Annotated in this window: 15 protein-coding genes; 2 read left to right on the plus strand and 13 right to left on the minus strand. The window is 44.0% G+C overall.

The genetic code is table 11. The features are described 5' to 3' along the window. The first annotated feature begins 259 nt into the window (after positions 1 to 259). Positions 260 to 1,381: an ABC transporter substrate-binding protein gene (locus tag JMX82_RS08170; RefSeq protein WP_201540157.1), complete on the plus strand. Its 1,122-nt coding sequence runs from the start codon at positions 260 to 262 to the stop codon at positions 1,379 to 1,381. 202 nt (positions 1,382 to 1,583) lie between these two features. Here the strand turns inward: JMX82_RS08170 and JMX82_RS08175 are convergent, their stop codons facing one another. The 12 genes from JMX82_RS08175 to JMX82_RS08230 form a co-directional block, all read right to left on the minus strand. Next, the gene (locus JMX82_RS08175; protein WP_201540158.1) at positions 1,584 to 2,819 is read right to left on the minus strand and encodes an FUSC family protein; all 1,236 of its coding nucleotides are present in this window, start codon (positions 2,817 to 2,819) and stop codon (positions 1,584 to 1,586) included. 245 nt (positions 2,820 to 3,064) lie between these two features. After that, positions 3,065 to 4,300, minus strand: coding sequence for an FUSC family protein (locus JMX82_RS08180; RefSeq protein WP_201540159.1), 1,236 nt, complete (start codon positions 4,298 to 4,300; stop codon positions 3,065 to 3,067). A 162-nt stretch (positions 4,301 to 4,462) separates the two neighbouring features. Continuing rightward, positions 4,463 to 5,884: a glutamate synthase subunit beta gene (locus JMX82_RS08185; RefSeq protein WP_060491863.1), complete on the minus strand. Its 1,422-nt coding sequence runs from the start codon at positions 5,882 to 5,884 to the stop codon at positions 4,463 to 4,465. 180 nt (positions 5,885 to 6,064) lie between these two features. After that, the gene (gltB, locus tag JMX82_RS08190; protein ID WP_201540160.1) at positions 6,065 to 10,528 is read right to left on the minus strand and encodes a glutamate synthase large subunit; all 4,464 of its coding nucleotides are present in this window, start codon (positions 10,526 to 10,528) and stop codon (positions 6,065 to 6,067) included. Between the two features lie 901 nt (positions 10,529 to 11,429). Beyond that, entirely contained in the window at positions 11,430 to 12,503 is a 1,074-nt protein-coding gene (locus JMX82_RS08195; RefSeq protein WP_201540161.1) for a hypothetical protein, read from the minus strand. 129 nt (positions 12,504 to 12,632) lie between these two features. After that, the gene (gene aroB / locus JMX82_RS08200) at positions 12,633 to 13,742 is read right to left on the minus strand and encodes a 3-dehydroquinate synthase (RefSeq protein WP_201540162.1); all 1,110 of its coding nucleotides are present in this window, start codon (positions 13,740 to 13,742) and stop codon (positions 12,633 to 12,635) included. Positions 13,743 to 13,860: 118 nt separating this feature from the next. Beyond that, entirely contained in the window at positions 13,861 to 14,421 is a 561-nt protein-coding gene (aroK, locus tag JMX82_RS08205; protein WP_045453412.1) for a shikimate kinase AroK, read from the minus strand. A gap of 164 nt (positions 14,422 to 14,585) precedes the next feature. After that, complete coding sequence (gene pilQ, locus JMX82_RS08210; protein WP_201540163.1) at positions 14,586 to 16,925, minus strand: type IV pilus secretin PilQ; 2,340 nt, start codon at positions 16,923 to 16,925, stop codon at positions 14,586 to 14,588. Between the two features lie 27 nt (positions 16,926 to 16,952). Next, positions 16,953 to 17,486, minus strand: coding sequence for a pilus assembly protein PilP (locus JMX82_RS08215; RefSeq protein WP_055124829.1), 534 nt, complete (start codon positions 17,484 to 17,486; stop codon positions 16,953 to 16,955). After that, entirely contained in the window at positions 17,486 to 18,220 is a 735-nt protein-coding gene (locus JMX82_RS08220) for a type 4a pilus biogenesis protein PilO (RefSeq protein WP_045453405.1), read from the minus strand. The genes JMX82_RS08215 and JMX82_RS08220 overlap by 1 nt, the downstream gene beginning before the upstream one ends. Beyond that, the gene (locus JMX82_RS08225; protein WP_045443917.1) at positions 18,217 to 18,879 is read right to left on the minus strand and encodes a PilN domain-containing protein; all 663 of its coding nucleotides are present in this window, start codon (positions 18,877 to 18,879) and stop codon (positions 18,217 to 18,219) included. The genes JMX82_RS08220 and JMX82_RS08225 overlap by 4 nt, the downstream gene beginning before the upstream one ends. Continuing rightward, a complete protein-coding gene (locus JMX82_RS08230; RefSeq protein WP_201540164.1) occupies positions 18,879 to 19,934 on the minus strand; it encodes a pilus assembly protein PilM in 1,056 nt (351 codons plus the stop codon). The genes JMX82_RS08225 and JMX82_RS08230 overlap by 1 nt, the downstream gene beginning before the upstream one ends. Before the next feature lie 193 nt (positions 19,935 to 20,127). Here JMX82_RS08230 and JMX82_RS08235 point away from each other — a divergent pair, with 193 nt between their 5' ends. Next, positions 20,128 to 22,785, plus strand: coding sequence for a penicillin-binding protein 1A (locus JMX82_RS08235; protein ID WP_201540165.1), 2,658 nt, complete (start codon positions 20,128 to 20,130; stop codon positions 22,783 to 22,785). Between the two features lie 185 nt (positions 22,786 to 22,970). Here the strand turns inward: JMX82_RS08235 and JMX82_RS08240 are convergent, their stop codons facing one another. Continuing rightward, positions 22,971 to 23,492, minus strand: a complete 522-nt coding sequence (locus tag JMX82_RS08240) for a DUF6586 family protein (protein WP_055124833.1) — start codon at positions 23,490 to 23,492, stop codon at positions 22,971 to 22,973. Between the last annotated feature and the right edge of the window lie 4 nt (positions 23,493 to 23,496).

The following is a 23,496-nucleotide window of genomic DNA, read 5'->3' on the forward strand; positions in this document are numbered from 1 at the left end:
AGTAAATCTCATATTTGTGCTTTTATAGATTCTTCAGCCATTTATCAGTGCCACTTTTAGCAATATTATGAAGAACGAACTTCTTCCTTGCCCTTTAAATTCTTAACAATCATAGCCATAATAGTTTCACAACTGGCTCGATAACTTATATTCAGTATTCAGTATTTAGTATTTAGTATTTAGTATTTAGTATTTAGCTTCCATTATCTATCATTTAACTTTTTACTCATTTGCATCATTCTTATTTAGGAGAGATATTTTGACTCATTTATCATCGCCCCACAACATTGCTCGTCGCGCTCATATACTACCAAAAGCACTATTAGCCATGGCTGTTGGGCTAGCACTTGCTAGCTGTAGTAAGTCAGACAATACGGCGGCTGATGGTACAGCGGCGAGTGCTGAAACGCTCAATCTGTATAACTGGTCAGAGTATATGCCGCAAGAGATTCTCGATGGCTTTACTGAAGAGACAGGCATTCGGGTCAATTACACCACCTTTGATTCTAACGAAGCTATGTACGCCAAGCTTAAATTGCTCGATGACTCTAGCCAATATGACTTAGCCATCCCATCAACATATTATGTCGAAAAAATGGCCAAAGAAGACTTGCTGCAAGAGCTCGATAAATCCAAATTGAGCAATTTTAAGAATCTTGATACGTCTTTTACCAATACCAAGGTCGATCCAGAGAACAAATATTCGATTCCTTATATGTGGGGCAGCACCGGTCTTGCCATTAATGGTGACAAGGTCGATCCTGCAACCGTAAATAGCTGGAACGATTTATGGCGTCCTGAGTATAAAGGGCAAGTGATGCTGATGAACGATATGCGCGAAGTGTTTGGCATGGCGCTATTGACCCTTGGGCATTCAGGTAATAGTAAAAATCCTGACGAAATCAAAGCCGCTTATGAGAAGCTCACGACCTTGATGCCAAATGTGAAGACCTTTAACTCGGATGCCTCGCGTATGCCTTATATGGAAGGCGAAACCACGGTTGGTATGAGTTGGAATGGCGAGGCAATTATCGCCAACAACGAAGGCTTGACCAGCTTGGTTTATAAATATCCAACTGAAGGCGCTATCTTGTGGATGGATAATTTTGTGATTCCGAAAAACGCCAAACAAGTCGATGCAGCCCATAAGTTTATTGACTACTTGCTGCGTCCTGAGAACTCTAAAATCGTCAGCGAAGAGATTGGTTATGCGTCGCCTAATATGGCTGCGCGTGAGATGATGCCAGAAGAAGTGCGCAACAATCCAACCATCTATCCGAGCAAAGACGTACTGGCAAAAGCGGAATTCCAAGAAGATGTGGGCGATGAAGCATTGCAAGTCTATCAGCAGTATTGGGATAAGCTAAAAACTGGTCGTTAATCACTGTTTGTTGATAGCTGTTACCGCAAGAAAACGTTGACTTAATAACGTCAGCGTTTTTTATTTATTCTTTATTTGGCTGTTATTTAACTTTTATAGTCGGTTCAATACAATTTGGATACAAGGAAGGCGAGCAAAATTACTACAAATAGTAGACTAAGCGAGCCTGACACCGTATCTGATTTATATAGGATTTACTAATTTATAAGTGCAAATCGGTTTCACTACCTTTATGCTCGATACGGCGCTGCTCGCGGCGTTGATAGCGCAGACCGGAGGCGGCAAACCATTGCGGCTTAGTCGTTTGCAATAAATCACTGAGCCGCTGCAACTGTACTTGTAAGGTTTGGGTCAGCCAAAAATAGCCTTGCCACTCAAAGCCTAAGTTTTCTACACTTGGATATTCTGATACCGCGATACGCGTAATCGGTCGAAATACTTCATCATTTGGACTACGTAATACCGCCGCCATATGCTGCATCGCTTGCGTCAATTCGTGCTGATAATGAATAAGCAGAATATGGTTTTCATCATCAATCTCAATATTAGCCAAACGCGGTGCGGCACTTAACAGTAAATCAATCGTACCAATAATATTACGATGGGTACGCTGAATAGTCTCTAGTGTTTCCTTTTCAATACCCGATTCGCTAGCTGTCGCTGCGATATGCGGACGCACGGCAAGCAAACGCTTATTAATTTTTTGTAATGCTTTCACCAAGGACTTGTTGACGGGTGTATCTGGTATAGAACTGTTCGATGGATAAATAATACTGGCCGAACTGGTCGCCTGACTATACTTAAACGGCTTGGGCACTAACACTTCCGCATCAATATGATTGCCAACCCCTGCATACAAATTGCTGCACGTCTCAAGATTACTGGCCAACAAAAACCGCCACATCAACGTCGATTTAAGCGGTAAAATTAACGTCGCGGCCACCGCTACTCCTGCACCAAGCAAAATATTGAACGCGCGATATAAGCCATCTTGGGCAATATTGCTGTGGTCAGGACTCGACACAATCATCAGCATGGTAATACCTGTCAGCAGACCGATATAGCCCAATTGCTTGACCGCCACATAACCGATGATGCCACTGATAATGCCAATCAGCCCATAATACAACCACAGCCAGCCACCGATATCTTTAATCAGCCATAAGAAGCTAAGTCCCACCACCACCCCAAGCAAAGTACCCAATATCCGCTCTTTAGCCTTGGTATAAATCGCCCCTTGATATTGCAACAAACCCAAAATCACAAACACAGTAATGGTCGTCCACTCACCATGCGGCAAGTGCGTAAACTCATTTAACAAGAGCGCAATAAGTACAGCCACACCCAAACGTATGGCATGCAAAACATCTGCATGCTGATAACGGGCATAAGGCTCTACAAATGGGGCGGTAAATCGTTGCCAAAAAGTCGGTTTCACGCAGGGTATCTCTTATAAGTGAAGGAAGAAAAAATCGGTTAAATTCTAGCTACTAGCTTAACCACTGATAAAGCGCTGATAAAGTCATGACCAAAAAATAACGCCTTTTACCTATTAAAAGATAAAAGACGCTGAAGGTCAGAACATGCTAGCACATAACGACAAAAAAACACCCTAACAACATCGCATTTGGCTATTGGTAATGCTGAAGGGTGCTCACAAATACTTGCCAGCATCTCCTATATTTACAAGTGTAAATCGGACTCGCCCCCCTGCTCTTTCATTCTACGCTGTTCACGCCTTTGATAGCGCAGACCAGAAGCGGCATACCACTGCGGTTTGGTCGTTTGTAGCAGATCACTTAACTGTTGCAGTTGTGCTTGCAACGTTTGCGTCAACCAAAAATATCCCTGCCACTCAAACGTTGCATACTGTACGCTAGGATATTCTGATAGCGCAATACGCGTAATCGGTCGAAAAGTCTGATCGCTTGGACTGCGTAGTACTGCTGCGATATGCTGCATTGCTTGGGTGAGCTCGTGTTGATAGTGAATCAGTAGTGTATGATTATCATCATCGATATCGATATTCGCCAAACGCGGTGCTGCACTGAGCAATAAATCGATGGTACCGATGATATTGCGATGGATACGCTGAATCGTTTCTATCGTCTCTTTATGAATGCCGGACTCGCTTGCTGTTGCAGCGATATGTGGACGTACTGCGAGTAGTCGCTTGTTTATTTGCTGCAGCGATTTTATCAACGCTTTATTAACAGGCATATCTGCAATAGCGCTACTTTGAGGATAAGACAGGCTAGCTGAGCTTGTCGCCCTAGTATAGACAAGCGACTTGGGAGCCACTATTTCAGCATCGATATGATGTCCGACACCGGCATAAAGCGTACTACAGGCTTCTAAATTATTTGCTAATAAAAATCGCCACATCAACGTCGACATTAGAGGTAAGACCACTGTCACCATGACCGCAATACCTGTACCGATTAAGATATTGAGTGCACGATAGACACCATCTTGCGCCATATTAACTTGATTCAAATTAGAGACGATCATCAGCATAGTAATGCCAGTGAGTAATCCAGTATACCCTAGCCGCCTGACCGAAAAATAACCAATAATCCCACTAATGATACCAATAAGCAGGTACTCTATCCCTAACCAAGCACCCGTCCCTTTATTGAACCATAAGATTGCAAATGCCACTACAATACCCAAAACCGTCCCTAGTACTCGCTCTTTGGCTTTGGTATAAATAGCGCCTTGATACTGTAGCAATCCTAAAATAATAAAGACAGTAATCGTCGTCCATTCCCCATGTGGAAAACGGCTTATTTGATTGGCTAACATCGCAAGTACGATGGCTGCACCGATACGTATGGCATGCAAGATATCAGCGTACTGATAGCGCGCATAAGGTTCAATGAATGGTGCAGTAAATCGTTGCCAAATTTTTGGTTTCACGCACAGGTACTCTTATTAATTGAAGAATATATAGTCAATGAAAAGTAATATCGAACCATCATGTACTGCTGATATCAAAAAAAACGTCTCTTACCTGTTAAAAGGCAAAAGACGTTTGAGATCGAAATAGAGTGGTCAATAATTGGATGTAAACCAAAACCATTATACCTCTAAGAAGTCCAAAATACCTTCAGCGGCCTCACGACCTTCCCAAATCGCAGTCACGACCAAATCAGAACCACGTACCATATCACCACCAGCAAATATCTTGGGGTTTTTGGTTTGGAATTTAAAGGTTTGCTTTTCCGCTGCCAGCACGCGACCAGAGCTGTCCATTGCCACTTGCTGAGACTCAAACCAGTCAGCAGGGCTAGGACGGAAACCAAAAGCCATAATCACAGCATCACATGGGATAATTTCTTCTGAATTAGGAATTGGCTCAGGACGCTGACGACCACGGTTGTCTGGCGCACCCAAATGAGTCGTGACGACTTTCACGCCATTCACTTTACCATTTAAGCCAATGATTTCTGTCGGTTGACGATTGAATAGAAACTCAACGCCTTCCTCTCGAGCATTGACCACTTCGCGGCGCGAACCTGGCATGTTCTCTTCGTCACGGCGATAGGCACAGACTACTTGCTCAGCGCCTTGGCGAATACTGGTACGGTTACAATCCATCGCAGTATCGCCACCACCTAGCACCACCACTCTTTTACCCTTAAAGTCGATATATTCTTCAGGATTTTTTTCCCAATCGTTGCAGCGATTGACGTTGGCAATCAGGTAATCTAGCGCATCATGAACACCGACAAGCTCTTCACCAGCAAAGCCGCCACGCATATAAGTGTAAGTACCCATGCCCATAAATACCGCATCGTACTCGCTTAACAGTTCATCAATACTAATGTCAGTACCGATTTCTGTCTCAAGACGAAACTCCATGCCCATGCCTTCAAAGATGACACGGCGGTTACGCATGACGTCCTTTTCCATTTTGAATTCTGGAATACCAAAAGTCAGTAAACCACCAATTTCAGGACGCTTATCAAACACAACTGGTTTCACGCCGTTTCTAACGAGTATATCCGCACAGCCCAAACCTGCTGGCCCTGCACCGATGATCGCGACTTTTTTATCTGTCCAAACCACATCAGACATATCCGGACGCCAGCCAAGTGCAAAGGCGGTATCGTTGATGTACTTTTCGACATTACCAATGGTCACAGCGCCAAAACCATCGTTTAAGGTACAAGCGCCTTCACATAAGCGATCTTGTGGACAGACGCGGCCGCAGACCTCAGGCAACGTATTGGTGCGGTGACACAATTCAGCCGCTTGAAATATCTGCCCTTCGGTGGCCAATTTGAGCCAGTTAGGAATGTAGTTATGTACAGGGCACTTCCATTCACAATAAGGGTTACCACACTCTAGACAGCGGTGCGACTGCTGCGCAACGGCTTCACTCTCAAAAGGTTTATAAATTTCAACAAATTCCGTTGAGCGCGTGGCGATGTCTTTTTTGGTCGGCTCAAGCCGTGGTACATCTAAAAACTGAAAACTATTTTCTAAGCGTTTTGCCATGGTATTGTCTCTTTAATATGAGGCTTTTTATATCAAGCTTTTTTAAAGTGGGCGGTGACAGTCAACGATGTCTCATTTATCGCAAAATTAAGAGGTTTATATCGTGACCGTCACTTACCTGCTGAAAACCTTTGAGTTAAAAGGCTTTTAAAAGCGGAACATTGGATAATCCAAGCAAAGCTATTGTGGGTCAGCCATGGTGGTTTTGAGAAGGCTCGCAATGTTTGCCGCTTTAGGCTTCACCAAATAAAACTTACGAACATAGTGCTCAAAGTCAGCCAATATCGTCTGACCCCACGCGCTGCCTGTTTTATTAACATGCGCTTCAATCACTTGCTGCAAATGGATACGATGCTCTTCGGTTTGCTCACTTGAGATACGGTTAAGATCAATCAGCTCATGGTTACAACGGTCAAAGAAATCACCTTCCATATCAAGCACATAAGCGAAGCCACCTGTCATACCTGCCCCAAAGTTGAGACCCGTACGCCCAAGAATAGTGACAATACCGCCTGTCATATATTCACAGCAATGATCGCCTGTGCCTTCGATGACTGCGTGCGCGCCAGAGTTACGCACTCCAAAGCGTTCGCCAGCAGTACCAGCTGCATATAGTTTGCCGCCCGTTGCACCATATAAGCAGGTATTACCAATGATGGCGGTCTCTTGCGCCGTAAAGCTTGAGTCTTTTGGTGGATAAATAACAATCTCACCGCCAGCCATGCCTTTGCCTACATAGTCATTGGCATCGCCTTCTAGCTCAATATTTAGACCACCTGCATTCCAGACGCCTAAACTCTGCCCAGCAGTACCAGTCAGATGCAGCTTAATTGGCATATCACTCATGCCAAGGTTGCCCCATACTTGCGCAATCTCACCAGAGATACGCGCGCCGATAGAGCGATCACAGTTACCGACATAATAGCTATAATCGCCGCCATTACCTTGACGAATATTGAGCAGCATATCACTAATCATCTGTTCAGCGAGTAAGCCTTTATCAAACGGCTCATTACGCTCAACCTGACAGGTTTGGGCTTTACCACTACTGGCCGGATGGCTAAATAATAATGGCGTTAAATCCAAATGACGCTGCTTATCCGTGTTGCCTTCTAATACTTCAAGCAAGTCAGTCCGTCCGACCAACTCTTCCATACTACGCACACCAAGGGCGGCAAGCCATTCGCGCGTTTCAGTTGCTACAAATTTAAAGAAGTTAATGAGCATCTCTGCTTCACCAATGAAATGCTCATCACGTAGCTTGGCTTTTTGCGTCGCAACTCCAGTCGGGCAATTATTAAGATGGCAAATGCGTAGGTATTTACAACCAACGGCAATCATTGGCGTGGTACCAAAGCCAAAGCTTTCTGCCCCAAGAATAGCGGCTTTTACCACATCAAGACCAGTCTTTAGACCACCATCAGTTTGAATACGAACTTTATGACGCAAGCCATTTACTCGTAGTGATTGGTGGGTCTCAGCCAGTCCTAACTCCCATGGTGAGCCTGCATGATGGATAGACGATAGCGGAGAGGCTGCTGTGCCACCATCATAGCCTGAGATAGTGATTAAATCGGCATAGGCTTTTGCCACGCCAGTCGCGATAGTACCAACGCCCGGACGTGAGACTAGTTTCACCGATACCAAGGCATCTGGATTGACTTGTTTTAAATCAAAAATCAGCTGCGCCAAATCTTCGATAGAATAAATATCGTGATGCGGCGGCGGTGAAATCAACGTCACACCCGGTACAGAATAACGTAAGCGCGCAATCAAAGCATTGACTTTGCCACCCGGCAGCTGACCTCCCTCACCCGGCTTGGCACCCTGTGCAACTTTGATTTGCATCACTTCTGCTGAACGCAAATACGCTGGGGTGACGCCAAAACGACCCGAGGCAATTTGTTTGATCTTTGAGTTGCGCAGCGTGCCATAACGTACTGGATCTTCACCGCCCTCACCAGAGTTTGAACGTCCACCGATGGTATTCATCGCCATGGCAATCGCTTCATGGGCTTCGGGTGACAATGCCCCCAACGACATGCCCGCCGAGTCAAAGCGCGTCAGAATGGATGAGATATCCTCTACGTCATTCACATCGATAGAGTTATCTGTTTTTAATAGCAATAAATCACGCAAGGTCGCCACAGGACGGCTATTAACCAAATCGGCATAATGACGATAATTGTCATAATCGCCCGTACGAACTGCGGTATGTAGGCTATTAATGACATCTGGATTAAAGGCATGATATTCTTTATTGAAGACAAACTTCAGCAAGCCACCTTGATCGAGTGCCGCGCGGCGCTTGAAAGCATTCGCCGCTAGCTGTGCTTGATCGGCAGCTAAGTCAGCAAAGGTCGCACCTTTAATACGACTCTGTACGCCTTTGAAACACAGGCTCACCACCTCTTCAGAGAGACCCACTGCTTCAAATAACTGCGCACCGCGATAAGAGACAATGGTCGAGATGCCCATTTTTGATAAGATTTTTAGCAAGCCTTTATCCAAGCCTTTACGGAAATTAACCCGCGCTTGAATCGGATCGCCAAGCAGCTCGCCAGTCGCTACTAAGTCATCAATAACATCATAAGCCAAGTAAGGATAAATGCAGGTCGCACCAAAACCAATCAATACTGCCACTTGATGCGAGTCGCGCGCCAAACCAGTCTCAATGATTAAATTAGCATCAGTACGAATACCTTGACCAATCAAATAATGATGCACCGCACCCGTTACCATGATGGCGTTGGCTGGTACTTTATCGGCATCGATGTGTTTATCAGACAACACAATCAAAGTGTGACCCGCTCGGATGCTGTTAGCCACTTGCTCGCAGATAGCCATGATGGCTTCTGATAACTCAAGGGTGCGATCATAGTTTAAATCAATACGCGCCATTTTAAAGGCTGGATCACCCAAGGTCTCAAGCTGCTGCATCTTGCTGGCTGACAGTACAGGCGACGATAAGATAATACGGTGTGCATCTCGCGCTGATGGCGCAAACACGTTAGTTTCAGCACCGAGGCAGGTCTGCAATGACATCACGATAGATTCACGCAATGGATCAATCGGTGGATTGGTCACCTGTGCGAACTGCTGGCGGAAAAAGTCACCGACATGGCGGATTTGCTGCGACAGCACTGCCATAGGCGTATCATCACCCATTGAACCGACAGGTTCTTGACCATTTTCGGCGTTGGGGCGGATAATTTCAGTACGCTCTTCATTGGTGATGTGATACATTTTTTGCAGTGTTTTTAGCTCATTACCACGGCATGTTTGCGCTGCTAACTCTTCCTCTAAACGCTCATCATCACGGATACGGGTTGCTTCTTCACGCAGCCATTTACGGTACGGATGGGCTTTTTTCAGTAACGTCGCAATCGCTTTAGTATCTAAAATTTGACCCGTTAAAGTATCAATAACGAGCATTTGACCAGGGCCAACGCGTCCTTTTGCCAACACATCTTTTGGCGAGTAATCCCACACACCAACTTCAGAAGCAACGGTGATATAGCCGTTCTTAGTTGTCACCCAGCGCGATGGGCGTAGACCATTACGATCAAGCATACAGACCGCATAGCGTCCATCTTGAATCACCAAACCTGCTGGACCATCCCACGCTTCCATGTGCTGCGAATAAAACTCATAAAAGGCGCGCAAATCCATATCCATGCTATCGACATTCTGCCAAGCAGGTGGCACGAGAATCGACATCGCATGGAATAGATTCATACCACCTGACATGAGGACTTCAAGCATATTATCTAAGCTTGATGAGTCAGAGCCCGTACTGTTCACCAGTGGCGTCAATTCATTCAAATTGGGCAGTTTGTCTGATTTTAGTTTTGGCGTCCGTGCCTCAGACCAGTTGCGATTGCCTGTGATGGTGTTCAACTCGCCATTGTGGGCAAGATAACGAAACGGCTGCGCCAAGGGCCAACGCGGCAAGGTATTGGTGGAGAAACGTTGATGAAATACCACGATATGCGATGCCAAACGCGCATCTTGTAAATCCAAGAAAAATGCTGGCAAGTCTGATGGCATCACCAAACCTTTATAAATGATCGTCTGACAGCTTAATGAGCACACATAAAACAGCTCATCATCAGCCAAGCGCTGCTCTGCTTTTTTGCGTGCGACAAACAGTTTACGGTTAAAGTCATCCGCTGCCAAATCATCGGGTGCGTTGACAAACACTTGTTTGAAATCAGGTAAAGTCTCACGGCCAATGTCACCGACGATGCTCAAATCAAGCGGCACATCACGCCAGCCAGCAACCTCTAGTCCTTGGGCGACAATCTCATCGCTAAGCACTTGCTGGCTATCACGAGCTTTTGTCTCATCTAAATTGACAAAGATCATACCAACTGCAAAGTTTTCAGTAATCGTGAACCCTTGCTCAGCAGCAATGCCTCTAAAAAACTCAATAGGCGTCGCCAGTAGTAGACCACAACCATCACCCGTTCTACCATCAGCAGCAACACCGCCGCGATGGGTCATACAGCTTAGACTATGAATAGCAGTTTTTACCAAATCATGGCTGGCTTGTCCCTCAATATGAGCGATCAAACCAAAACCACAGTTATCAGAAAAATCATCTGGCGTGGCCAGGTGGGTTTGCGAGGAAATCATTGACATGGCTAGTCCTTTTAGGTGAACGGGCAATTTATGCATCCAATGCAGATCATAAACTGAAGACCGTAAGCAGAACGGGCTAATAATTAATATTCGTATATCCGAATTAATAAATGGTGTGACGCTCATAGACATCATACTTTGAGACTAAGGTGAAAGCTCTGGCACTCCCAGTCATTGAATGATGTTTCAATAGATCATTAACATGTTAAAAGATAGTAAACGGTCGCCCTTGGCAATGACATACAGCCCTGTATACCCGTTACCTAATCATCAATAACGCAATGTCGCTATCTTGAGTGTCACTTGTTATCACACCATGCCTAGCAATCCAGACTGATTGACTACGCATGTAATAACCGTGCATTTGATTAATTTTGAATATCTGACGCTCTGTAATCAAGCGCTTCATTCACTCTAAAGAGAGCGATAATAAGAGAGGTTGCGCCACTTGCGATAGCTTAATTATAGATAGCAAGTGACAACGCTTGAGACAAAAAATTTTAGTAACGTATCTTTTAAATGATAGAAGTTTACCAATTCATTGTTAAAAAACAATTTTTACGATAACTATACAGAGCGTCGCCCACAGTTATATTAGTTAATGACGGACAAAAAATCTAGTCTTTTCTATCGATTCACCCACCATATTTTGTAAGAGAACTTATTACTATTGGTTATAGGATGATTAAATGTTCTATGCAAATTTTGATACATAGTATCTGTGACAAGGCTTAGTTGAGATACTTAATTAAGATCAACTTCTTTTGGAAATGTATTTTTAGCACTAATTATATGCTTTATGATGCTCCACAAAAAACCCCACTAACCAGCTTGTCAGTGGGGTTTTTTAGTCATAGTGGTAACATAACTATCAACGATATGGTCAAAGGACAAACACACTCTAATTACTTTTGTCTTCTATCAGTGTTTTTATGCTGTCGTTATTGCTCTTAGGAGGATTGGTATTCTTGCTAGTAGCGTTTGCGCCAGAATTTGTGCTACTGGTACTACTTGGCGGCTTTGGTGTTGCGACTACTGGGGGTTTTTTAGTGGTATTTTCAGTGCCTGATGTCGCTGGTTTTTTATTCTCTGGTTCAGACTTAGTTCCACTACCTTCATTTTTAGGCGTGGTGAGAGATGAGACTTCCTCTTCATTGCCAACAATACGCTCTTCAGTGACCGATAAAGTATCAGAGGTGTCCGCTGACTGACGGATACTTTCATTGTCGCTGTTACTGGCAGTTTCTTGACTGCTACGACCAGCATTGTCCCCATTATCCGTTTCTGGTAGTGGCTGGCGCACTGGCACTTCGCGCTTAGTCGGCTTCAGATCAACAGAACGTGTGCGTCTGGTGCTCAAATCTTTAACTGGATCAGGTCGCTCATAATTATCGATGATACCGACATAACGGTTGATCTCTTCTGGCAACACACGCACATTGGCTGGCAACTTAAAATCTATCAGTTTTGCCGCGCCCACCGCTTCTTGTGGACTACTCATGAGCCCATAAGTTAACATATAGCGGACTTGATTTTCATCGTCAAGATAACGGAAATAAGCAAATTTATTACGGTCTGCGCGGCCTTCTAGATAACTGACAATCACATCGTTTTCGGCGACATTCATCACCTGCACTGTCCACTTACCTTTGTTCGCCAACAAATAACGTTTGTCTTTAAACTCAGCAGGATAATTGCGCAAATCTCGCACCGTCGTATCAAAACTAATGGGTTGCACGTCGGTATCAAGCTCGTGTAACGACTCTATTTTTAAGGGCTGCTCAAGCTCAGCACTCAATGGTTGCGGTGCTGATATGGGGGCATTTTCAATTTTGGCACCCATCGCTGGCGTTTGACTAAACATCCAAATCAGAGCCGTGACCACACCCAAAAGCAAGGTCATTATCAGCCAAATCAACGCTTGACGGCGATATGACTGGCTAGCGGTACGCGGCGTCGATCTTGAAGCTGCCATGGGAGTATCCTTGGTGAAAATAAAGTTGACCGCGTTCAAGAAATGCGCAGTAAGTAGAATGGCGGCGAGCCAGTCTGCTTTAAACCGTTGAGTTCAGTGAGTATTCACGAGCACTAAAGCTTTAAGACATTATACGCGGTGTTGTGACAATACCTCGTGCAAAAGATCTTCATCGAAATCATTGGTCAATACGGCCTGACCTAGTGATTTTAACAAAATCAGGCGGATTTGTCCGTGTTTCACTTTTTTATCATGTCCCATCAAACTTAGCGCCGTTTGTGTATCAATGCGTGGCGGGGTGATAGGCAAATTTGCCAAGGTTAAAATACGCTTAATACGAGCAACGTCTTCGACCGTTAACCAACCCATTCTTTGCGATAACTCTGCGGCTTGTACCATGCCAGCAGCGACTGCCTCACCGTGTAGCCAATTACCATAGCCTTCATGTGTTTCAATGACATGACCAAAAGTATGACCAAAATTTAACAATGCTCGCACGCCTGACTCTCTTTCATCTTGCGCGACGATATCGGCTTTATACTGACAGCAGCGTTTTACAGCATCACCAAGTACCGCTAAATCCAAATCCATCATCGCCGGCAGATTGACTTCCAGCCAATCTAAGAACGTGATATCCATAATGAGTGCATATTTAATAACCTCAGCCAACCCAGCTGACAACTCGCGCGCTGGCAAAGTCTTGAGCGTACTCATATCAGCAAGTACCATTTGCGGCTGCCAAAAAGCGCCAATCATGTTTTTGCCTTGAGGATGATTGATGCCCGTCTTACCACCAACGCTCGAATCCACTTGTGACAGTAGCGTGGTTGGAATCTGGATAAAATTTACACCACGCATAAAGCTTGCAGCAGCAAAGCCCGTCATATCGCCCACAACGCCACCACCTAAAGCAATAAGCGTAACGTCACGATTGAAATGCGCTGCCATCAATACATCGTAAATTTGATTGATACTGCTCTGATGCTTATATTGCTCACCATCTGGCAATACGCAAACACGCACAGTGAACTGCTCTGTTAACTCTTTTTCTAAAGCGTTTAGGTATAAAGGCGCAACAGTATCATTAGTGACAATCAATACTTGGCGACCACGAATGTAAGGTGTGATCAGCTTTGCCATACTGTTGCGATCTATCGCTGCTTTTTCAGTAATGACGATTGGATAGTCATGGCTTTGCGTATGAACCGTTAAACCGTCATGAAACAGTGGCGTTGCCATTAAACACTCCCTAAGCATTTTGAATGAGATAAAAGTAGCTGAGCTTAACTAGGGCGCGTCCTGATTTTTATCGCCATTTTTAAATGAGGACACGCCTTGATAAAGTTTATCATTATGGTTAATTTTCTTTATCTTCTGGTGCTATAGCAGTCGAGTCAGTAAATGACTCTAGTTGCTGTAAGAGCTGATTGACCATATGACGCGGATAAGTATGACCAGTTGGCATAATAATATGAGCGACTTGGCGATATAAGGGATCACGAGTGCTATATAAATCTTGCAAGATTTTTCTAGGATTTGGCTGCTGTAACAGTGGTCGTGATTTGTCTTTAGCCGTGCGAGCCATTTGCACATCAACTGGCGCATTTAAATAAACCACGATGCCGCGCTGATGCAAAAACGCTCTGTTTTCAGCACACATCACAGCGCCACCACCGGTCGCTAAGACGATTTGGTCTTTTTGAGTCAACTCATCGATGGCGCGCGTTTCACGCTCACGGAAGCCCGCCTCGCCTTCTTTAGCGAATATCCAAGCTATATCAGCCCCTGTCTGCGATTCAATGTACCAATCGCTGTCTACAAAGGTGCGCCCCAACTGCTTAGCCAGCAATTTACCGATGGTTGTCTTCCCTGCTCCCATCGGCCCTACTAAAAACACCGACGGCAATTCCTCCACCATAATACTTACTCAGCTAAATTAGCTATGATACAACGTCATTGATATTCTGGCTAGTAATGAGCGTTGATTATTGTTAGTAAAATTCAATCAATATGAAAATTTTCCCATAAAAAAAGCAAGCGTTGATGCTTGCTTCTTTTGAGCGAAAACCAATCAATAAAGGATTAATCCAAGCGGCTAATACCATCATTGATTAATTTTGGCGTGATAAATATCAATAACTCTTCTTTCGAATTACTACGCACGTCTTTACGGAAAGCGCGACCAATATAAGGCAGGTCTCCTAAGAACGGTACTTTATCGACACCATTGCTGGTACGATTCTTAAAGACACCACCCAACACAACCGTTTGACCATCTTCAACAATAACATTGGTCGAAATAGAATCTTCAGCAATAGCAACCTGATTGTTAATTATGGTCGGCGTACCGTTAGTGATTAACAATTGTAAACCGATTTTGCCATCTGGGGTGATATTTGGTGTGGCCTCTAAACTCAATGCTGCTTCTTTAAAGCTAGTAGTGGTTGCTCCACTGGCAGACGCTTCTTGATAAGGAATCTGCGTCCCTGAAGAAACTTTCGCCGTTTGCTTGTCTGCTGTCAGAATCTTCGGCGTAGAAATCACTTCACCGCGATTATCCGCTTGCAGTGCTGACAATTCAAGATCAAGCATCACATCTGACATACTCAGCAAGCCAAAGGCAATACTACCAGCAGGGTTGGCAACCCCTAAATCGACGTTTAAGTTATCAGGACGAGTAATATCGTATGAAGGATAAGAAACCGTTTGACCATTTACCGTCGTCGTTTCTACATCGAAGTCTTTTAAATCCCATAGCGTTTGATTACTACCACCGACCAATAAATTACGGTTGTTAGCAGCACCATTTGATAAGATACCCCAACGAACCCCAATCTCTTTACTAAAGCTATCACTAGCACTCACAATACGCGCTTCAATCATAACCTGACGGACTGGAATATCAATTTTACCAATCAACTTATGGATATTCTCGATACTGTCAGCCACATCTTTAATAATTAAGGTATTGGTACGCTCATCTACCGTTACCGTTCCACGATTAGACAATAAGGTATTGTTATCAGCAGCATTTGCATTGCTGCCACCTGATGAGCCACTGCCTTGAGAAATAAGTGTCAAAACATCTGGCGCTTTTGCATAGCTAAGACGAATATATTCTGTGCGTAATGGCGCAAAAGACTCAACTGCTTGCTGTGCTTCAAGCTCACGTGCTTCTTGCTCAGCAAGCTCGGTGGAAGGCGCAACCAAAATGACATTGCCATTTTCACGCTTACCAAGATTCTTACTCTTTAGAATAATATCTAGCGCTTGATCCCATGGGACATTAATCAAACGTAAGGTGATATTGCCCGCGACTGAATCACTAGCCACAATATTCATTTCTGTGAACTGCGCTAGGATATCTAAGACACTGCGAATCTCAACGTCTTGAAACTCCATAGATAGCGCTTCACCGCTATAGACTTTTTCTTCAAGCGTTGGCTCACGTAGTAGCTCAGGTTTTCTGATACTAATATTCAGCTGATTGCCTGATTGATAAGCCTGATACTCATAATCTTCTTTGACATTAATAGTAATTACACCATTTTGACCTTGGTTTTTAGTATCAATACTATCAACCAGACCACTATTAATATTCAAACGGCGCAATAAATTTCTTGGCACGGTGCTACCCGTTAAGCGTACCACTAGCTTGTTGCCTTGACGTTGGACATCAACTGGAATGGCTTCATTGGTAAGTGCGATGCTAACGTTGCCACCACCATCATTTACTGCGGCAAAATTGACGGCACTCAAACCATCATAGCTATATTGCTTACTCACTTGCGATGCAGCAAGTTGTGGGCTTAATAATGGGTTAACTCTGACCACCATGGTATCAGCAGGCACTTGATTTTTAACTACCGTTTTACTGGCTATATTGACTGCCGGTGCACTACTGGTTTCTACAATCGGTGTAACGACTGCTGTCGTCGTGATCGCATTATTGTCATTGAGTACGTCTTGGATAGGATCATTGGTCATTACTGGACGATTAGGATCAGTAATGGTCAATAGTAAATCGTTACCTTCAATCGATGTCGTATAGTTACCTGCCTGTTTTAGCTCAACAATCAGGCGCGTGGTACTGTCACTATTCAACGTCGTGACCTTATCAATCATACCAATATTGTATTCATTAAAGCGACTAGCAAGTCCATTCTGCACTTTTTCAAAATCTAGTACCAAACGGCTAGGGTTATCAAGCTGATAGGCAGCAGGTAACACTGGTAAACCGTCAAATCCCAAACGCATTTGCGTCACTGCTGGTGCAGTTTGTACCACAGAAACTTCGTTAATGCGCTGTGCGGCATGGGCACTATTACTCACTGCTACCATGCTGATTGCCAATGCTGAAATGGCAAAAGCAGAAGATACGCGGTTGCTCATCATCGTTACCTTGTTATTGCGTACTGTCATTATTTATTCCTCAAAAAATCTGCCGACTTAGCTTATGGGTGAAACCAACGACTGGGGTTTTTCAACAAACCCAGCGCGGCTGTCTGGCACAATTTCAATCAAGTTAATCTGGGTCGGCGTGATTTCAACAATACGGCCGTCATTTAGTCCAAGATAATCACCTACTTTAACACTCGCGACTGAACCATCAGGGCGTTGTACCAACGCATATCGCTGACCTTCAGGTGAAATTACGACACCACGAAAAATCAGTTGCGATAGCTCATATTGCTCAAGAGGTTCTTTCACTCTGGTAATGTCAGGACGCACACCATCGATGGAGGTGGTGGGACCTTGGACATTGACTAAACTCGGTGGTAAGAATGGACTGCGCTGGGCGCTGGCACTATAAACAAAGTCTTCTACTAGCTCAGCTTTGGGCGGTGGTTCAATAGGCTGAGCTGGCTGATTACGGATATCGGTCATTGATTGCTCTGCCATACCAATGCGATCCGCACATCCTGTCATGGACAATACAGCCATGCTTAAAACCAATAGCGTAGGCAGTTTTTGAATATTCATTAGTTGCCTCCTGCATTATCAGTGGTCGCAGCGTCAGTAACAGCAACCGTTTCATCACCCTCAGGGTCAGCTTCTTTTGAACGATACGTTTTGGTTTGTAATACCAAATTAAGCTCCGGTAAGACATCCAATGTCGGCTGCGGATTACTGACCTCAAAATCATGCATAGTAATGATTCGTGGTAAGGCGGCAAGACCACTAATAAAGCTACCAAACTGATGATATTCGCCCAAAGCAGCAATGCGGATAGGTTGCTCAATAAAAAATTCGTTTTCAATCTCAGGCTCTACTGAAATGTCTTGGAAACGTATATTGCTGCCGACACCCGTCATGTTAATGCCTTCTACCAGCTCTGATACACGAGTATCTTTTGGTAACTGATCGAGTAAGGTATTGAACTCAGCTTCCATTTGGACAACTTGCTCTTGGTAAGCTTTTAAATGACGCGCGCGTGATTCTTTTTCACGATAGCTGTCAAGTAACGTTTGTTGCTGACTCTCAGCAGCATTGATCTCATCGATCTTACTACTAATCGGTAAAGCCCATGCCAACGCTGCGATGAGCGTGATGATAAGCCCTATTACCGTTACCTTTACAGGTAATGGCCAGCTGCCGTAGTTTTCAGAGTCTAACGACTCAAAACTGCGGCGAAATTCCTGTAAATCAAACTGTTGCTTTGGTTTCAAGGCTGTTTTTTTGGTTTTAATCAGGCTTTTTTTACGGTTAAGCTTCATAACTCACCTCCAGGTACAGTGGTACCGTCAGCACCTTCTACAGGAACGGCTGTTTCCGACTGTACTTTGGTCGTGATCACAAACTGTACATAACTGTCTTCAGGATAAATAGGACGCGGTTGTTCGCCAGCGGTGACCGTATTATTAAGCACTGGTGCAGATTCATAAGCACTGATATTTTGTTGGATATTACTAACGGCTGAATCACCCATCCATTTACTATCATCAAGATTACGAATCAAACTTGATACAATATTAGGATTATCAGCTCGACCTGTCAGCGTCAAAACATCGCCTTCACGTTTGAGGTTATTCAAATAGAGTGCCGGCGGGATGGCTTTAGCTAGATCATCCCATAAACGAACAGGCACAGGACGTCGACCCTGCAAGTCTTGAATGACTTGCATACGTGAAATAATATCCTCACGGCGCTGCTCCAGACTATCAATTTCAGTCAAAGCCGTATCTAAAAGCGCATTTTCTTTTTCAATCAATGCGTTCGCATCAAGTTGTTCATCAAGCTCGTTGTTAAAGTAGCTCCATGAAGCAAATGCAGCCAATAAAGTAAGCAAAGTCACTGCCACTACTAACGTGAGAAATTCTTTATTGCGACGCTCGCGCTCTTCTTGGCGCCAAGGTAATAGGTTAATACGAGCCATTAGTCGAAGCTCCTTAACGCAAGACCGCATGCAGCCATTAAACTTGGTGCATCAATGGCCAGTTGCTCATTATCGATATTTGGTGCAATAGTCATATTGATAAAAGGGTTGGCAATACTAACAGTCACCCCAAGTTTTTGCTGTGCCATGCCAGCAAGACCAGCAATAGAGCTACTACCACCAGCAAGAACCACATGATCGATACTACTGTATTGGCTTGAAGAGAAGTAAAATTGCAATGAGCGAGTAATTTGTTGAATGGTATTCTCAATGAAAGGCGTCAATACATCAAAGTAGTAGTCATCTGGTAAGGTACGCTCACGCTTACTGATAGCCGCTTCTTCAGAAGATAGTCCATAACGATTTTGTATCGCTTCTGTCAACTGAACACCACCAAATAGTTGTTCACGGCTATAGATAAACTCACCGTTCTTAGCGATATATAAAGTCGTTTGATTATGACCAATATCTATCAAAGCCACTAACTCAGGGGCATTTGGTAAGTTATTTACCATGAGTCCAAAAGCACGCTCTATCGCATGGGATTCAATATCCATGACCTTCGTTTGAAGACCACCAAAGGTTAAGGCATCAACTCTTTGGTCAACATTCTCCGAGCGTGATGCGGCAAGTAAGACTTGCACCATGTCATCACTTGCTAAAGAAGGCCCTAAAACTTCAAAGTCTAGGTTGACGTCTTCTAATGGATAAGGTATGTATTGATCAGCATCTAAACGTATCTGCGCTTCACGCTCAACGTCGCTTAGCGCAGCATCCATATCAATAATTTTAGTGATTACTGCTGACCCTGACACGGCAGTTGCAGCACTACTACCAGCGACATGACAACGTTTAGCTAAGTTAGCAATAATATGACCAACCGCTTCAGTATCTACAAGAAGTTTATCGACGACTATACCTTCTGGCAGTCTTTCAATACCATAAGATTTTAGATGAAACATGCCCTGTTGGCGCTGTATGTCAACCAACTTTACTGAAGTGGCACAGATATCCACACCAATTAAATTCTGACTTTTGGAAGTAAATAGCCTCACAAACTCTATACCTTATATTAAGTGTACAATCTGATAGTTATTTGTAATAATTCAGTACAATACTTTACTTAACAGATAGATTCAAGCATTTAAACAGGTTATTAAGGTCAACTTACACATTTATTATGACCTGCTGATTTTGTTCAAGGTATAATGTTTTATCTGTTGCAAATTTTAATTGATAAGTCTTCTTATGACCAAAAAAAATGCTACCGCCCGTCTCATTCACTTTTTGGTGGGGCTTGTTATTGCCTGCTTGGCATTGGCAGTTATCTTAGCACTTGCTGTGCCCATTGGTTTTTATGGGATGGCGATGTATTTATCGCCTACCCTGCCTAGCATTCAAGAGATTAAAACAGCAAATTTAGAGATGCCATTACAGATATATAGTAGTGATGACAAACTCATTGGCCAATATGGTAACCGTTTATCTTTACCCGTTACTTTTGAAGATATTCCTGAAAATTTGACTCATGCTTTTTTAGCAGCAGAAGATGCGTCCTTTTTTCAGCACAGCGGTATTAGTATTAAAGGTCTTGGTCGCGCAGTGACAGAAGTAGTGACTGACGACGACAGCCAAACGGGCGGCTCTACCATTACCATGCAGGTTGCCAAAAACTACTTCTTAAGTCCAGAGCGCACCTTAAATCGCAAATTGGTCGAGCTATTTTTAGCACGTAAAATAGAAGATGAGCTCAGTAAAAATGATATCTTGACGCTTTATGTTAACAAAATCTATCTAGGCGAAGGCGCTTATGGTATCCGCGCCGCGGCCAAAAAGTACTATAGTAAATCCCTAGAAAACCTCACTATTGCTGAAACAGCAATGTTGGCAGGTCTACCCAAAGCCCCTTCTAAATATAATCCTGTTGCCAATCCAAGTCGCGCCCTCACTCGCCGCAACTGGATCATTGGACGCATGCACGAGTTAGGCTATATCACTAAAGCACAACGCGACGAAGCGATCAGCTCACCAGTAGGCATTAACCTCTATAAAGAGAAGCTCGACGTCAATATGCCGTATTTGGCAGAAATGACACGCTCTACCTTAGTTGATCGCTATGGTGAGCAAGTGATGCATAGTGGATGGCGGGTACGCCTTACCGTTGATAGCAAAGCACAAACAGATGCGGAAGCGGCGGTACTGACAGGTTTAGTGGCTTACGAACATCGTCATGGTTGGCGCGGGGCTGAAGCAAATGATGAACCGCTAGAAAATTTCCGACGCTATAGCAATATGACTCCTGCCAAAGTCACCAAGGTTAATGCTCGCAGTTTTGAGGCGACAATGCCTTCTGGTGAGAATGTGACCGTTGGTTGGTCTGGGATGAGCTGGGCACGCAAGTATATTTCTGCCAATCGTATCGGTTACTTTCCTGACAACGCCCGCCAAATTGTCAATAAAAACGATATCATTCGTTTGATACCGACCGCGAATGGTAATTGGCAGTTGGGACAAATTCCCAAACTACAAGGAAGTCTGGTCTCCTTGAATCCAGAAACTGGCGCTGTTAATGCATTGGTCGGTGGCTTTGACTTTAATCACAGTAAATTCAATCGTGCTCTACAAGGCTGGCGTCAACCAGGCTCAACCATTAAACCGCTTGTCTATACTGCTGCTCTAGAAAAAGGCTATCGCCCAGATAGCATTGTTTCGGATCGACCGATTCAAGTGGGTGACTGGAAACCGAAAAATTCTGATCAACGTTTTTTAGGCGAAATCACTTTACGCCGTGGACTGTATTTATCTCGTAACTTAGTCTCTATTCGTCTCTTACAAGCCATTGGTATCTCTGATACGCGCGACCTATTAGATGAATTCGGACTTGATAAGGAAAAGCTACCGACGACTTTGTCGTTAGCGTTAGGTGCAGGACAAGCAACGCCGTTACAAATGGCAACAGCCTATGCCACGTTCGCGAATGGTGGTCACCGTGTACAGCCGTATTTTATCGAACAAATTTATAATTATAATAATAACCTCCTCTTTCAGGCAAACCCACGTCAAGCGTGTGCCACCTGCTTCAATGAAAAACTTGAAGACCTCAATAGAAATCTCATCGAAGATTATAAGAAATCAATTGAAAATGAAGACAGTGCTATCGATGATGAAGTGACGGTTAAAGAACAAAACTTAGAAAACAATGATGATATTGATAACATTGAACAAAACGATAAAGCGCTAAATTTAAAGGTTTATGATGCTAGCCCACAGGCCGATCGCTTAAAAGCACCAGCGGTTCAATATGCACTGGCTAAGCAAGCACCTCGAATCTTACAACCCAGAGTCGCTTTTGAGATGGCAGATATTTTACGTGACGTCGTACAGCGTGGTACGGCAGTACGAGCAAAGGCTTTAGGACGTGATGATATTGGTGGCAAGACTGGTACCACCAATGAAGCAAAAGACGCTTGGTTTGCAGGTTTTCATCCTACCAATGCAACTGTCGTATGGATGGGTTTTGATCAACCATCAACCATGGGTCGTCGCGAATATGGTGGTGTGGCAGCTCTACCCGTTTGGATGGATTTTATGAAAGCCCAACTTAAAGACACGCCTCATCAATGGGTGTCTATCAATAACCGCGCCAAATCGAAAAAACAAAAGCAAAAAATTATAGAAATGACTGATGATGGTATTCTGGCCGATGATGAAGATACGGATAGCAGCGAATCAGAAAAACCAGTTAAGACGCAGACTCAACAGCGTAAATCACCACCAGCTGAGCCTGTTGAAGTACAAACTAGCTCTCAAGCAGCCAAACCTAGTAACAGTCGTAGTAATGATAGTGTGCCGCAAAACCCTTTATCGGTAACACCCGTTGAGCGCATGCCACCGATACCAGAGTAGACAACCATTAATAATATAAACTTATGACGCAAAAAAAGGCTTATTTGGCACTCGCTAAATAAGCCTTTTTTATACTTAATATTTTGCTCAATACCACTCTATTAAAGGACAGTCATCAGTCAACTAGGACATGTCCTCATTTTAAAAATGGTGATAAAAATGAGATAAAATTTTAATAACTATTTTTAGAACTCAACCATACCAGCACGTAGTTGCTCAATCAGCTCTAAAAACTGCTGACGCCATTCTCGTATGGTCGTCTCATCTGGCAGCCATTGATTCGACAAGGTCACAACGTTAACAATAAGATCAGGTGAGGCAGTATTGCTTGGTGTTTGATCTGCGATAGTATCTGGCGGTACGGCGTACAGACAACGCTGATACGCCCGCTCTATATTGGCCAAAAAACCCTGCTGCTGTAACTGCTGTAATCGCTGAATCTCAGGCGATACTTGGGTACGCTCGCTCAATGCTTGCTCAATATCTGACAATGTTGGTGCGCTCAGGTTTAAACTATAAAAATAACCTAGCTCTTGGGTAAATGCGAGAAAGGCACCGTATAGATGAAAAATAGCAGTTTCACAATGGGCTTGGTATAGCTGCTTATCATCGGTACTTCCCGCTGCTTGGCAGGATAGACGACAGAAATACAGTTTTTGATTGGTTCGATCTGCTTGATATTTGGCAACGCGGGTTTTACCTGACATTTGT

The sequence above is a fragment of the Psychrobacter sp. 1044 genome, assembly GCF_904846525.1.
Classification (GTDB): Bacteria; Pseudomonadota; Gammaproteobacteria; order Pseudomonadales; family Moraxellaceae; genus Psychrobacter.